The organism is Mesorhizobium sp. M1334 (assembly GCF_040317995.1).
Lineage (GTDB): Bacteria > Pseudomonadota > Alphaproteobacteria > Rhizobiales > Rhizobiaceae > Mesorhizobium.
The window spans coordinates 1-14,713 of sequence record NZ_JAMYLM010000048.1 but is presented as its reverse complement, the minus strand read 5'-3'; the positions used below and the strand labels follow the sequence as shown (position 1 = coordinate 14,713).

Here is a 14,713-nt window from a genome sequence, read left to right as displayed (position 1 = left end):
GGGTTTTTTTTTTTATACATAACCCCCCCGGCCCCCGGCTAAAATTTCCCCCCCCCGTGTGCACGCCGCGGCCCCTTTGTTTTATATTATTATTTGTTTTTTCCCGGGGGTCGGGGGGGGGGCGCCCCGCCACTCCCATCACGTCTAGGGGAGGCTCATAGCGCGAAGAGTGCGAAAACCTCTTTCCTGAGGGCCGCAAACCGGCCTTCAGGAAACGGGTTTTCTCCCGTTTCTGGTCCACCGCCAATTGGTGGTGGGTGAAAAGACAAGAAGCCGCCGACAGGCGGCGGGCAACAAGACAGGGCCGCCAAGGTGGCCCGAGATGCAAGGCGAGCCGCGGCGAGGCTCGTCCCGAGAATTGAGCTAAGGAGCGACGATGGCCCAGACCCAGACTTTCAATGGCCGCAGACGCGTACGCAAGTTTTTCGGAAAGATCCCGGAAGTTGCGGAGATGCCGAACCTGATCGAGGTTCAGAAGGCATCCTATGACCAGTTCCTGATGGTGGAGGAGCCCAAGGGCGGGCGTCCTGACGAGGGGCTGCAGGCAGTTTTCAAGTCGGTCTTCCCGATTTCCGATTTTTCCGGCTCCTCGATGCTGGAATTCGTGAAGTACGAGTTCGAGGGACCGAAATTCGACGTTGACGAATGCCGTCAGCGCGACCTGACCTACGCGGCGCCGCTCAAGGTGACGCTGCGCCTCATCGTGTTCGATATCGACGAGGATACCGGCGCGAAGTCGATCAAGGACATCAAGGAGCAGGACGTTTACATGGGCGACATGCCGCTCATGACCTTGAACGGCACCTTCATCGTCAACGGCACCGAGCGCGTCATCGTCTCGCAGATGCACCGTTCGCCGGGCGTCTTCTTCGACCATGACAAGGGCAAGTCGCACTCGTCCGGCAAGCTTCTATTTGCCGCGCGCGTCATTCCCTATCGCGGCTCATGGCTCGACATCGAGTTCGATAGCAAGGACGTCGTGCACGCCCGTATCGACCGCCGCCGCAAGATTCCGGTCACGTCGCTGCTGATGGCGCTCGGCATGGACGGCGAAGAGATCCTGTCGACCTTCTACAACAAGATCACCTACAAGCGCGCCGGCGACCATTGGCGTATCCCATTCAACGTCGAGCGTTTCCGCGGCCTCAAGGCCGTTGGTGACCTGGTTGACGCCGACACCGGCGAGGTCGTCGTCGAGGCCGGCAAGAAGATCACTGCCCGCCAGGCCAGGGCGCTTGGCGAAAAAGGTCTCAAGGCGATCAAGGCGACCGACGAGGATCTGCTCGGCAACTATCTCGCCGAGGATATCGTCAACTATGCGACCGGTGAGATATTCCTCGAAGCCGGCGACGAGATCGACGAAAAGACGCTGAAAGTGCTGCTCGGCACCGGCGAGGACGAGATCAAGGTTCTCGACATCGACCATGTCAACGTCGGCGCCTACATCCGCAACACGCTCAACGTCGACAAGAACGAGAGCCGCCAGGACGCACTGTTCGACATCTATCGTGTCATGCGCCCGGGCGAGCCGCCGACGCTCGAGACCGCCGAAGCCATGTTCAACTCGCTGTTCTTCGACAGCGAGCGCTACGACTTGTCGGCCGTCGGCCGCGTCAAGATGAACATGCGCCTTGAGCTCAAGGCCGAGGACACCGTGCGCGTGCTGCGCAAGGAGGACATCCTGGCCGTGGTCAAGACGCTGGTCGAACTGCGCGACGGCAAGGGCGAGATCGACGACATCGACAATCTCGGCAATCGCCGCGTGCGCTCGGTCGGCGAGCTGATGGAGAACCAGTACCGGGTCGGCCTGCTGCGCATGGAGCGCGCGATCAAGGAACGCATGTCCTCGATCGAGATCGACACGGTGATGCCGCAGGACCTGATCAACGCCAAGCCGGCGGCTGCCGCCGTGCGCGAGTTCTTCGGTTCCTCGCAGCTTTCGCAGTTCATGGATCAGACCAACCCGCTGTCGGAGATCACCCACAAGCGCCGTCTTTCGGCGCTTGGACCGGGCGGTCTGACCCGCGAGCGTGCCGGCTTCGAAGTGCGCGACGTGCATCCGACGCATTACGGCCGCATCTGCCCGATCGAGACGCCGGAAGGCCCGAATATCGGCCTGATCAACTCGCTGGCGACCTTCGCGCGCGTCAACAAATACGGCTTCATCGAGAGCCCGTACCGCAAGATCGTCAATGGCAAGCTGACCAATGAGGTCGTTTACCTGTCGGCTATGGAAGAGGCCAAGCACCACGTCGCGCAGGCCAATGCCGAGCTCGACAAGAATGGTCATTTCGTCGACGAATTCGTCATTTGCCGCAACGCCGGCGAAGTGATGATGGCGCCGCGCGAAAACGTCGATCTGATGGACGTATCGCCGAAGCAGATGGTGTCGGTGGCCGCGGCTCTGATCCCGTTCCTCGAAAACGACGACGCCAACCGTGCGCTGATGGGCTCTAACATGCAGCGTCAGGCCGTGCCGCTGGTGCGCGCCGAAGCGCCGTTCGTCGGCACCGGCATGGAGCCGATCGTCGCCCGTGACTCGGGCGCCGCCATCGGCGCCCGCCGCGGCGGCATCGTCGACCAGGTGGACGCGACGCGTATCGTCATCCGCGCCACGGAAGATCTCGATCCCGGCAAGTCCGGCGTCGATATCTACCGGCTGATGAAGTTCCAGCGTTCGAACCAGAACACCTGCATCAACCAGCGTCCGCTGGTGCGCATGGGCGACCGGGTCAACAAGGGCGACATCATTGCCGACGGCCCATCGACCGAGCTCGGCGATCTGGCCCTCGGCCGGAACGTGCTGGTCGCGTTCATGCCGTGGAACGGCTACAACTACGAGGATTCCATCCTTCTGTCCGAGCGCATCGTCGCCGACGACGTCTTCACCTCGATCCACATCGAGGAATTCGAAGTCATGGCCCGCGACACCAAGCTCGGGCCGGAGGAGATCACGCGCGATATCCCGAACGTCTCGGAAGAAGCGCTGAAGAACCTCGATGAGGCCGGCATCGTCTATATCGGTGCGGAAGTGCAGCCGGGCGACATCCTGGTCGGCAAGATCACGCCGAAGGGCGAAAGCCCGATGACGCCCGAAGAAAAGCTGCTGCGCGCCATCTTCGGTGAAAAGGCCTCGGACGTGCGCGACACCTCGATGCGCATGCCTCCGGGAACCTTCGGCACCGTCGTCGAAGTGCGTGTCTTCAACCGCCACGGCGTCGAGAAGGACGAGCGCGCCATGGCGATCGAGCGCGAGGAGATCGAACGCCTCGCCAAGGACCGCGACGACGAGCAGGCGATCCTCGACCGCAACGTCTATTCGCGCCTTTCCGACGTTCTTGTCGGCAAGGAAGCGATTGCCGGGCCGAAGGGCTTCAAGAAGGGCTCGAAGCTGTCGAAGGACACGCTGGACGAGTACCCGCGTTCGCAGTGGTGGCAGTTTGCCGTGGAGAACGAAAAGCTCCAGAGCGAGCTGGAAGCCCTGCGTGGCCAGTACGACGATTCCAAGAAGGCGCTCGAGCAGCGCTTCATGGACAAGGTCGAGAAGGTGCAGCGCGGCGACGAAATGCCTCCGGGCGTCATGAAGATGGTCAAGGTCTTCGTGGCCGTGAAGCGCAAGATGCAGCCCGGCGACAAGATGGCCGGCCGGCACGGCAACAAGGGTGTCGTGTCGCGGATCGTTCCGGTCGAGGACATGCCTTTCCTCGAGGACGGCACGCATGCCGATATCGTGCTCAACCCGCTGGGTGTGCCGTCGCGCATGAATGTCGGCCAGATCCTGGAAACGCATCTGGGCTGGGCTTGCGCCGGAATGGGCAAGAAGATCGGCGATCTGATCGACGCGTACAAGACGGCGGGCGACATCAAGCCGCTGCGCAAGACGCTCGAGAGCTTCATGCCGGCCAACGACCGCAACGAGCCGATCCGCGAATATGACGACGAGAGCATCATTCGCCTCAGCGAGCAGATGCGCCGCGGCGTCTCCATCGCGACACCGGTGTTCGACGGCGCGCACGAGGCCGACATCAACATCATGCTGGAGCAGGCGGGCCTGCACACCAGCGGTCAGTCGCAGCTCTATGACGGACGCACCGGCGAGCCGTTCGATCGCAAAGTGACGATGGGCTATATATATATGCTCAAGCTTCACCACCTTGTGGACGACAAGATCCACGCGCGTTCGATCGGGCCGTACTCGCTCGTTACCCAGCAGCCGCTGGGCGGCAAGGCGCAGTTCGGTGGCCAGCGCTTTGGCGAGATGGAGGTCTGGGCGCTCGAAGCATACGGCGCCGCCTACACGCTGCAGGAGATGCTGACGGTGAAGTCGGACGACGTCGCCGGCCGCACCAAGGTCTACGAGGCGATCGTCAGGGGCGACGACACCTTCGAGGCCGGCATCCCCGAGAGCTTCAACGTTCTCGTCAAGGAAATGCGGTCTCTCGGCCTCAACGTCGAGCTGGAGAACACCAAGCTCGACGAAAACCCGATCCGGCTGCCCGACGCGGCCGAATAAGCAAGACGTCCGGCCGCGGTCTTCCCGCGACCGGACGCCGAGCATGATCCCGAAAAGTGGTTACCGGTTTTCGGCCAAGATCATGCTCAAACAACAGAGTTTCTTCGGCCGATGGCCGATCAAGTCGGCGGGCGTTTGGCCCGCGCTAGATGCAAGGGGTTTTCGAGGACCCCGAAAAGGAGAACGGCATGAACCAAGAGGTCATGAATCTCTTCAATCCCCAGGCGCCCGCGCAGGTGTTCGATTCCATCCGGATCTCGCTTGCCAGCCCTGAGAAGATTCTGTCCTGGTCGTTCGGCGAGATCAAGAAGCCGGAGACCATCAACTACCGCACCTTCAAGCCGGAGCGTGACGGCCTGTTCTGCGCACGCATTTTTGGTCCGATCAAGGACTATGAGTGCCTGTGCGGCAAGTACAAGCGCATGAAGTACAAGGGCGTCATCTGCGAGAAGTGCGGCGTCGAAGTCACGCTGTCGCGCGTCCGCCGCGAGCGCATGGGCCATATCGAGCTGGCGGCACCGGTCGCCCACATCTGGTTCCTGAAGTCGCTGCCGTCGCGCATCGGCACGCTGCTCGACATGACCTTGAAGGACATCGAGCGCGTCCTCTATTTCGAGAACTACATCGTCACCGAACCCGGCTTGACCGCGCTGAAGGAGCACCAGCTGCTCAGCGAGGAAGAGTACATGATGGCCGTCGACGAGTATGGCGAGGATTCGTTCACCGCCATGATTGGCGCCGAGGCGATCCACGACCTGCTGGCCGGCATGGACCTCGAGAAGATCGCCGGCGATCTGCGCTCGGAACTGGCTTCGACCACCTCCGAGCGCAAGCAGAAGAAGTACCTGAAGCGGCTCAAGGTCGTCGAGAACTTCATGGAGTCCGGCAACCGTCCGGAATGGATGATCATGAAAGTGGTTCCGGTGATCCCGCCGGACCTGCGCCCGCTTGTCCCGCTGGACGGCGGCCGTTTCGCCACGTCGGATCTGAACGATCTCTATCGCCGCGTCATCAACCGCAACAACCGCCTGAAGCGGCTGATCGAGCTGCGCGCGCCCGGCATCATCGTGCGCAATGAAAAGCGCATGCTGCAGGAAGCCGTCGATGCACTGTTCGACAACGGCCGTCGCGGCCGCGTCATCACCGGCGCCAACAAGCGTCCGCTGAAGTCGCTGTCCGACATGCTGAAGGGCAAGCAGGGCCGGTTCCGCCAGAACCTGCTCGGCAAGCGCGTCGACTATTCCGGCCGTTCGGTCATCGTCACCGGTCCCGAGCTCAAGCTGCACCAGTGCGGCCTGCCAAAGAAGATGGCGCTCGAACTGTTCAAGCCCTTCATCTACGCCCGTCTCGACGCCAAGGGTTACTCCTCGACCGTCAAGCAGGCGAAGAAGTTGGTCGAGAAGGAGCGTCCGGAGGTCTGGGATATCCTCGACGAGGTCATCCGCGAGCATCCGGTGCTGTTGAACCGCGCGCCGACGCTGCACCGCCTCGGCATCCAGGCGTTCGAGCCGATCCTGATCGAAGGCAAGGCGATCCAGCTTCACCCGCTGGTCTGCACGGCCTTCAACGCCGACTTCGACGGCGACCAGATGGCGGTCCACGTGCCGCTGTCGCTGGAAGCGCAGCTCGAAGCCCGCGTGCTGATGATGTCGACCAACAACATCCTGCACCCGGCTTCCGGTGCGCCGATCATCGTGCCGTCGCAGGACATGGTTCTCGGTCTCTACTATCTCTCGATCGTCAACCAGAACGAGCCGGGCGAGGGCATGGTGTTTGCCGACATGGGCGAACTCCAGCACGCGCTCGAGACCAAGGCGGTGACACTGCATGCCAAGATCAAGGGGCGCTTCCGTACGGTCGACGCCGACGGCAAGGTCGTGTCGAAGATCTACGACACTACGCCTGGCCGCATGATCATCGGCGAACTTCTGCCGAAGAACCACAATGTGCCGTACGAGACCGCCAACCAGGAGATGACCAAGAAGAACATCTCCAAGATGATCGACACCGTCTACCGCCATTGCGGTCAGAAGGAGACGGTCATTTTCTGCGATCGCATCATGGCTCTCGGCTTCAGCCACGCCTGCCGTGCCGGCATTTCGTTCGGCAAGGACGACATGCTGATTCCGGACGCCAAGATCAAGCTGGTGTCCGACACCGAGGCTTTGGCCAAGGAGTACGAGCAGCAGTACAATGACGGCCTGATCACCCAGGGCGAGAAGTACAACAAGGTCGTCGACGCCTGGGCCAAGTGCTCGGAAAAGGTCGCCGACGAAATGATGGCCCGCATCAAGGCTGTCGAGTTCGAGGACAACGGCCGTCAGAAGCCGATGAACTCGATCTACATGATGTCGCACTCCGGTGCGCGCGGTTCGCCCACCCAGATGCGCCAGCTTGCCGGCATGCGCGGCCTGATGGCCAAGCCTAGCGGTGAAATCATCGAGACGCCGATCATCTCGAACTTCAAGGAAGGCCTCACCGTGCTCGAGTACTTCAACTCGACCCACGGCGCCCGCAAGGGTCTGGCCGACACCGCCTTGAAGACGGCGAACTCGGGTTATCTGACGCGTCGTCTCGTTGACGTGGCGCAGGACTGCATCGTCAACTCGCTCGACTGCGGCACCGACAAGGGCCTCACTATGCAGCCGATCGTCGATGCCGGTCAGGTCGTCGCCTCGGTTGGCCAGCGCGTTCTCGGCCGCACCTCGCTCGACGACATCACCCACCCGGTCACCGGCGAGGTTCTGGTCAAGGCCGGAACGCTGATGGACGAGCGTGACGTGGAACTGATCGAAAAGGCCGGCGTGCAGTCGGTCCGCATCCGTTCGGCGCTGACCTGCGAGGTCAGGGTCGGCGTCTGCGCGGTCTGCTACGGACGCGATCTGGCCCGCGGCACTCCCGTTAACCAGGGCGAGGCTGTCGGCGTCATCGCGGCGCAGTCGATCGGCGAGCCGGGCACCCAGCTCACCATGCGTACCTTCCACATGGGCGGCACGGCGCAGGTGGTGGATTCCTCGTTCCTTGAAGCCTCGTACGAGGGCAAGGTCGAGATCCGCAACCGCAACGTGGTGCGCAACTCCGACGGCCAGCTGATGGTCATGGGCCGCAATATGGCGGTGCTGATCCTCGACGAGGCCGGCAAGGAACGCGCCACGCACCGCGTCACCTACGGTTCGCGCATCTTCGTCGACGATGGCGACAAGGTGAAGCGCGGCCAGCGTATCGCCGAGTGGGATCCTTATACCCGCCCGGTCCTCACCGAAATCGAGGGCAAGGTCGCGTTCGAGGATCTGGTCGACGGCATTTCCGTTCAGGAAACCGCCGACGAATCGACCGGCATCACCAAGCGCGAGGTCATCGACTGGCGTTCGACGCCACGCGGCAACGACCTCAAGCCGGCGATCGCCGTCCTGGATGCCAAGGGTAAGGTCGGCAAGCTGTCGAAGGGTGGCGACGCCCGCTTCCTGCTCTCGGTCGAGGCCATTCTTTCGGTCGAGCCGGGCGCACAGGTTCGCCCCGGCGACGTGCTGGCGCGTATTCCGATGGAGAGCGCCAAGACCAAGGACATCACCGGCGGTCTGCCGCGTGTTGCCGAGCTGTTCGAGGCACGCCGTCCGAAGGATCACGCCATCATCGCTGAGATCGATGGCACGATCCGCTTCGGCCGCGACTACAAGAACAAGCGCCGTATCATCATCGAACCGCATGACTCGACGCTTGAGCCGGTCGAATACCTGATCCCGAAGGGCAAGCCGTTCCATCTCCAGGACGGCGACGTCATCGAGAAGGGCGACTACATCCTCGACGGCAATCCGGCGCCGCACGACATCCTGGCGATCAAGGGCGTGGAGGCGCTTGCCTCCTACCTCGTCAACGAGATCCAGGAAGTCTACCGACTGCAGGGCGTGTCGATCAACGACAAGCACATAGAGGTGATCGTTCGCCAGATGCTGCAGAAAGTCGAGATCACCACGCAGGGCGATTCGACCTACATTCCGGGCGACCACGTCGACGTGATCGAACTGGAAGAGGTCAACGAGCGCCTGGTCGAGGAAGGCAAGAAGCCGGCAGAAGGCCAGCCGGTGCTGCTCGGCATCACCAAGGCCTCGCTGCAGACGCCGTCCTTCATCTCGGCCGCCTCCTTCCAGGAGACGACGAGGGTGCTGACCGAAGCTGCGGTTGCCGGCAAGACCGACATGCTGCAGGGCCTGAAGGAAAACGTCATCGTCGGCCGGCTGATCCCGGCCGGCACCGGCGGCACGATGAGCCAGATCCGGCGCATCGCCACCTCGCGCGACGAGCTGATCATCGACGAGCGCCGCAAGGCGTCTGGCGTCGAGGTCGCCGAGCCGATGCTGACCGACATGGCTTCCGCCGCGCAGTAAGCGCGCAAGAAAGAGAAGATAGAAAAGGGGCCCAAGTGGCCCCTTTTCGCATTTTGGTTCTCTAATCGGATCGGAGAAGAAAACGATGAGCATGAAGACCTGGGCTTCTGTCGACGACTACATTGTCGAGGCTCTTTTCGATGCGGATCCCGCCCTCGATGCCGTTCTGGCGGCCAACCATGACCACGGCCTGCCGGCGATCGATGTTTCGCCGGCACAGGGCAAGCTGCTGTCACTTCTTGCGCGAATGCAGGGAGCTAAGAAGGTACTCGAAATCGGCACGTTGGGCGGCTATTCGACAATCTGGATGGCGCGAGCGTTGCCCGTGGACGGCAAGGTCGTGACGCTCGAGCTTGATCCGCACCACGCCAGTGTCGCGCGGTCGAACTTTGAACGCGCAGGGGTGTCGGACCGGGTAGAACTGCGGGTCGGACCGGCGCTTCAATCGCTTGCGGCGTTAGGCGCCGAGAATGCCGGGCCGTTCGACTTCATCTTCATCGACGCCGACAAGCCGAACAACCCGCACTATCTGTCCTGGGCCATGCGTCTTTCGAGGCCGGGGACCGTCATCGTCTGCGACAATGTCATCCGTGACGGCGCGGTGGTGAATGAAGATGGTCGTGACGCCAATGTCGAAGGGGCACGCGCGGCGTTTTCGTTCATCGGCGGCGACAAGCGTCTGGAAGGCACCGCGATCCAGACTGTTGGCGCCAAGGGCTATGACGGCTTTGCCATAGCGATCGTCAATTGAATTTGCGCGGTGAGTGGCCGGACATGCGATCCGGCCGACGCCCGCTGATCAATCGAAAAACGCTTCCACCACATTGCGCCTGCCCAGCATGAAGGCGTCGGCGACGTGCTGCAGGGGCGCGAGGTCGACGTCGGAGGTGCCGGCGCGCACGATCTCGGCGAATCGCTTGTAGAGCATCGGGTATTCCGCTTCCGGCTCCTCGTGAACGACGCGGCCATCGACAGCGAGCTTCGAGCCGCCGCCAGAAAGCGCCATCGATCCGGCCTCGGTGTCGGCCAGAATGTCCCAGCTCTGCGGGCCGGTCTGGCGCCAGTCGAGTTCCATCGTCACCGGCAGACCGTTCGAAGTGCGGAAGGCGATATGGGCGGCGATTGGAGCCGCGCGGTTTTCGGGGAAATCGAGCTCTGCCGAACTGATGAACATTGGCGGCAGGATGTGGGTGGCGATCGACAGTGCGTTGATGCCGGGATCGAAGACGCCGAAGCCGCCCGGTGCCCAGATCCACTCCTGGTTCGGATGCCAGCGGCGGACATCTTCCTTCCAGATGATGGCGGCCGATCTGATTTTGGTTGAACCGAGGAAAGCGCGAGCCGCCTCGACAGCCGGCGCATAGCGTGAATGCCAACTGGCGAACAGCGAGACGCCGTTCGCTGCCGCCAGCGCCTTCAGGTCCTCGACCTCGCTGACGGTCGCGCCCGGCGGCTTTTCCAGGAAGACATGCTTTTTCGCCACCAGCGCCGTGCGTGCGGCGTCATAACGGAACTGCGGCGGCATGCACAGCGACACCGCCTCGAGCTCCGGCACCGCGTCGAGCATCGCCTCGATCGTCGGGAAATTCGGGATGTCTTCGACTTTGCCGTGGCGGCTCGCTGCGGCGACCAGGCGATAATCCTGGTCCTTCGCCAAGGCCGGCAGGTGCTGGTCGCGGACGATCTTTCCCACGCCGACGATGCCGAGCTTGATGGGACTAGAGGACATGGGAGCTCCGCAGGTTGAGTGTGCTTGGTTTTACCAGAGGTCGCTTCTTAGCAGAGAACTTGTGTCGGGCAAGTCGCCGGGCTTTTGTCGCCGGCCGTGAGATCGACCGGGATTCAGATCTCTTCAGATCGGCACATCGAAGGTCACGATCGACACTTCGCCTTCGAGCGCGCCCTGATAGGCGGACAGATGCGGCTCCTCGTCGGGCACGCCGTCCAGGTCACCGATCTGGTCGAGCTCGGCCTCGGCGTAACCTTCCGCGGCAAGTGATTCGAGAGCGCGGCGCACCGCCGAATCGTCGTCCGGGGCGACCAGCATCACATGCACGCCTTCCGGCTTGCCGCCTTTGCGCTTCCACACCCGGCCGGTAATAATGGTGACCGGGCGCTCCTCATTGTCATTCACGGGTTCGTACCTCCGGGCGAGGGGTTTTGGGCTGTTCATGCCGCCTTTTCGCACGAAGCACGGCGTGGAAACAGCCGCAAGCCGGTCACTTTCTGCCTTCCTCTTGAAAAACGGCGCAAGAAAATTACATGCGTTTTTCGCATGGCTGCCAAACCTCGGGTTCAGCGCAATATTTGCCGCTCCGGGGTTGACGGACAGTGGCCACACGAGTAGAAGCCGCCCAGTCAGAACCGATGTGAGGCTCTCGCTTCCGAAGCGACACGCTTTGGAGTTTGCCTCAAACAGGGTTCGTTTTACGAGCGAAAAGACATTTCCGGCGTGCATGAAGCGGCTTCCGCTTCCTCTGCCATTTGTTCGGGCAAGACCGCGAGGCGCGGTTTGTGGCCCGAATTTGCGTATGGAAATGACGCTTTGAGCGGCCCTGACCGGGCAAGACACGGAATTGAGAGACAAGAGGGTTTAATGCCTACCGTCAACCAGCTGATCCGCAAGCCGCGCATTGCGCCGGTGAAGCGCAACAAGGTCCCGGCCATGCAGCAGAACCCGCAGAAGCGGGGCGTCTGCACGCGCGTCTACACGACGACGCCGAAGAAGCCGAACTCCGCGCTGCGCAAGGTGGCCAAGATCCGCCTGACCAATGGTTTTGAAGTGATCGGTTACATCCCCGGCGAAGGCCACAACCTTCAGGAACACTCGGTGGTGATGATCCGCGGCGGCCGCGTCAAGGATCTTCCGGGCGTCCGTTACCACATCATCCGCGGCGTGCTCGACACGCAAGGCGTGAAGAACCGCAAGCAGCGCCGTTCGAAATACGGCGCCAAGCGTCCGAAGTGACCGAAGCGTAGCCAAGGTCGTTCCGGACGGCGTCAAGCGACGATCCGGGATCCAGGCCACCGCGTAGAATTGAGGCAGAGAAAAAATGTCCCGTCGTCACAGTGCAGAAAAGCGTGAGATCAATCCGGACCCGAAGTTCGGCGACCTGATCGTCACCAAGTTCATGAATGCCGTCATGTATGATGGCAAGAAGTCGGTTGCCGAGACCATCGTCTACGGCGCGCTCGACCAGGTCCAGTCCAAGACCAAGCAGGAGCCGGTCACCGTCTTCCATCAGGCGCTCGACAATGTCGCGCCACATGTGGAAGTGCGTTCGCGCCGCGTCGGCGGCGCCACATACCAGGTTCCGGTCGACGTGCGACCCGAGCGCCGTCAGGCATTGGCCATCCGCTGGCTGATCGCCGCCGCCCGCAACCGCAACGAGACCACCATGGTCGATCGCCTCTCCGGCGAGCTGATGGACGCGGCCAACAACCGCGGCACCGCCGTCAAGAAGCGTGAAGACACCCACAAGATGGCAGAAGCCAACCGCGCTTTCGCGCACTACCGCTGGTAAAGCGCGAACGAGACTGAAGAGGCACCTCCCATGGCCCGCGAATATAAAATCGAAGACTACCGCAATTTCGGTATCATGGCGCATATCGACGCCGGCAAGACGACGACCACCGAGCGCGTCCTCTATTACACGGGCAAGTCGCACAAGATCGGCGAAGTCCACGACGGCGCTGCGACCATGGATTGGATGGAGCAGGAGCAGGAGCGCGGCATCACCATCACGTCGGCCGCCACCACGACCTTCTGGAAGGGTCGCGACGGCAAGATGTATCGCTTCAACATCATCGACACCCCCGGCCATGTCGACTTCACCATCGAGGTCGAGCGTTCGCTGCGCGTGCTCGACGGCGCCATCGCGCTGCTCGATGCCAATGCCGGTGTCGAGCCGCAGACGGAGACCGTCTGGCGCCAGGCCGACAAGTATCGCGTGCCGCGCATGATCTTCTGCAACAAGATGGACAAGATCGGCGCCGACTTTTACCGCTCGGTCGAGATGATCGGTTCGCGCCTCGGTGCGCATGCCGTCGTCATGCAGTTGCCGATCGGCGCCGAGACCGAGTTCAAGGGTGTCGTCGATCTCGTCGAGATGAACGCGCTGGTCTGGCGCGACGAGACGCTGGGCGCTGCCTGGGACATCGTCGAGATCCCTGCCGACCTCAAGGCTCGTGCCGAAGAATACCGCGAGAAGATGATTGAGGCCGCCGTCGAAATGGACGAAACGGCGCTCGAGAATTACCTCGAAGGCAAGATGCCGAGCAACGACGAGATCCGTGCACTCATCCGCAAGGGCACGATCGCGGTGAAGTTCTATCCGATGTTCTGCGGCTCGGCCTTCAAGAACAAGGGCGTGCAGCCGCTGCTCGACGCCGTCGTCGAATATCTGCCGTCGCCGGCCGATGTCCCTGCCATCAAGGGCGTCGACGCCAAGACCGACGCCGAGATCGAGCGTCATGCCGACGACAACGAGCCGCTGTCGATGCTCGCCTTCAAGATCATGAACGACCCGTTCGTCGGTTCACTCACCTTTGCCCGCATCTATTCGGGCAAGCTCACCAAGGGCATCTCGGTCGACAACACCGTGAAGGGCAAGAAAGAGCGCATCGGCCGCATGTTGCAGATGCATGCGAATTCGCGCGCCGACGTCGAAGAGGCATTTGCCGGCGACATCGTCGCCCTCGCTGGTCTCAAGGACACCACCACCGGCGACACGCTCAGTGATCCGCTGCATCCGGTCATCCTCGAGCGCATGGAATTCCCCGATCCGGTCATCCAGATCGCCATCGAGCCGAAGACCAAGAACGACCAGGAAAAGATGGGCCTCGCCCTTCACCGCCTGGCCGCCGAGGATCCGTCCTTCCGCGTCAAGACCGACGAGGAAAGCGGCCAGACCATCATCTCCGGCATGGGCGAACTTCACCTCGACATCATCGTCGACCGCATGCGCCGCGAGTTCAAAGTCGAGGCCAATGTCGGCGCACCGCAGGTGGCCTACCGCGAGACGATCACCCGCAAGCACGAGCAGGACTACACGCACAAGAAGCAGACCGGCGGTACCGGCCAGTTCGCCCGCGTCAAGATCCTGTTCGAGCCGAATCCGGAAAGCAGCGAATTCGAGTTCGAAACCAAGATTGTCGGCGGCGCTGTGCCGAAGGAATACATCCCCGGTGTCGAAAAGGGCATCAACAGCGTCATGACCTCGGGCCCGTTCGCCGGCTTCCCGATGATCGGCGTCAAGGCGACGCTGATCGATGGCGCCTACCACGACGTGGACTCGTCGGTTCTGGCCTTCGAAATCGCCGGCCGCGCCTGCTTCCGTGAAGCAGCGCCCAAGCTTGGCGTGCAGTTGCTCGAGCCGATCATGAAGGTCGAGGTGGTGACGCCGGAAGATTACGTCGGCAGCGTTATCGGCGACCTGAACGGCCGTCGTGGCCAGATCCAGGGCCAGGAGGCCCGCGGCGTCGCGGTGGTCATCAACGCGATGGTGCCGCTCGCCAACATGTTCAAATACGTGGACAACCTTCGCTCGATGAGCCAAGGCCGCGCGGCCTACACGATGCAGTTCGACCATTACGAGCCGGTCCCGACCGCGGTCGCCCAGGAAGTCCAGAAGAAATACGCGTAACTCGAAACGAGTTGCACCAGTAACTTAATTCAAGGCCCGCACGGGCTGGCAGGAATGGAGAGATCACATGGCAAAAGGTAAATTCGAGCGCACTAAGCCTCATGTGAACATTGGCACGATTGGTCACGTCGACCATGGCAAGACGTCGCTGACGGCGGCGATCACCAAGT

9 protein-coding genes are annotated in these 14,713 nt (G+C 62.1%); 7 read left to right on the top strand and 2 right to left on the bottom strand.

What is annotated here, in order from left to right; all coding sequences use genetic code 11:
- The first annotated feature begins 376 nt into the window (after positions 1–376).
- The 3 genes from rpoB to NKH17_RS32505 all read left to right on the top strand — a co-directional run bounded on the left by rpoB (position 377) and on the right by NKH17_RS32505 (position 9,649).
- Positions 377–4,513 (top strand): DNA-directed RNA polymerase subunit beta, encoded by a 4,137-nt coding sequence (gene rpoB, locus NKH17_RS32515; RefSeq protein WP_254817143.1) that lies wholly within the window; start codon positions 377–379, stop codon positions 4,511–4,513.
- 188 nt (positions 4,514–4,701) lie between these two features.
- Positions 4,702–8,898: a DNA-directed RNA polymerase subunit beta' gene (gene rpoC, locus NKH17_RS32510; protein ID WP_352973461.1), complete on the top strand. Its 4,197-nt coding sequence runs from the start codon at positions 4,702–4,704 to the stop codon at positions 8,896–8,898.
- Between the two features lie 85 nt (positions 8,899–8,983).
- Positions 8,984–9,649, top strand: a complete 666-nt coding sequence (locus NKH17_RS32505; RefSeq protein ID WP_352480673.1) for an O-methyltransferase — start codon at positions 8,984–8,986, stop codon at positions 9,647–9,649.
- Positions 9,650–9,697: 48 nt separating this feature from the next.
- Here NKH17_RS32505 and NKH17_RS32500 read toward each other — a convergent pair whose 3' ends face one another.
- Both NKH17_RS32500 and NKH17_RS32495 read right to left on the bottom strand, forming a co-directional pair.
- Positions 9,698–10,627, bottom strand: a complete 930-nt coding sequence (locus NKH17_RS32500; protein ID WP_352480671.1) for a Gfo/Idh/MocA family protein — start codon at positions 10,625–10,627, stop codon at positions 9,698–9,700.
- A 123-nt stretch (positions 10,628–10,750) separates the two neighbouring features.
- Complete coding sequence (locus tag NKH17_RS32495) at positions 10,751–11,032, bottom strand: transcriptional regulator (RefSeq protein WP_254817147.1); 282 nt, start codon at positions 11,030–11,032, stop codon at positions 10,751–10,753.
- Between the two features lie 462 nt (positions 11,033–11,494).
- Here NKH17_RS32495 and rpsL point away from each other — a divergent pair, with 462 nt between their 5' ends.
- The 4 genes from rpsL to NKH17_RS32475 form a co-directional block, all read left to right on the top strand.
- Positions 11,495–11,866, top strand: coding sequence for a 30S ribosomal protein S12 (gene rpsL, locus NKH17_RS32490; protein ID WP_006333356.1), 372 nt, complete (start codon positions 11,495–11,497; stop codon positions 11,864–11,866).
- Between the two features lie 85 nt (positions 11,867–11,951).
- Positions 11,952–12,422 carry a 30S ribosomal protein S7 gene (gene rpsG, locus NKH17_RS32485; protein ID WP_008875664.1) on the top strand — a complete coding sequence of 157 codons (471 nt, stop codon included), beginning with the start codon at positions 11,952–11,954 and terminating at the stop codon, positions 12,420–12,422.
- A 30-nt stretch (positions 12,423–12,452) separates the two neighbouring features.
- Positions 12,453–14,543, top strand: a complete 2,091-nt coding sequence (fusA, locus tag NKH17_RS32480) for an elongation factor G (RefSeq protein WP_254817148.1) — start codon at positions 12,453–12,455, stop codon at positions 14,541–14,543.
- A 67-nt stretch (positions 14,544–14,610) separates the two neighbouring features.
- The coding region (locus tag NKH17_RS32475; protein ID WP_245464554.1) for a GTP-binding protein at positions 14,611–14,713 on the top strand (103 nt) is incomplete at its 3' end.

Coding starts and splice junctions, on each gene's coding strand:
- NKH17_RS32505 (WP_352480673.1), top strand. CDS start 8,984: ATGAGCATGAAGACCTGGGCTTCTGTCGACGACTACATTGTCGAGGCT.
- rpsL (WP_006333356.1), top strand. CDS start 11,495: ATGCCTACCGTCAACCAGCTGATCCGCAAGCCGCGCATTGCGCCGGTG.
- fusA (WP_254817148.1), top strand. CDS start 12,453: ATGGCCCGCGAATATAAAATCGAAGACTACCGCAATTTCGGTATCATG.
- NKH17_RS32500 (WP_352480671.1), bottom strand. CDS start 10,627: ATGTCCTCTAGTCCCATCAAGCTCGGCATCGTCGGCGTGGGAAAGATC.
- rpoC (WP_352973461.1), top strand. CDS start 4,702: ATGAACCAAGAGGTCATGAATCTCTTCAATCCCCAGGCGCCCGCGCAG.
- rpoB (WP_254817143.1), top strand. CDS start 377: ATGGCCCAGACCCAGACTTTCAATGGCCGCAGACGCGTACGCAAGTTT.
- rpsG (WP_008875664.1), top strand. CDS start 11,952: ATGTCCCGTCGTCACAGTGCAGAAAAGCGTGAGATCAATCCGGACCCG.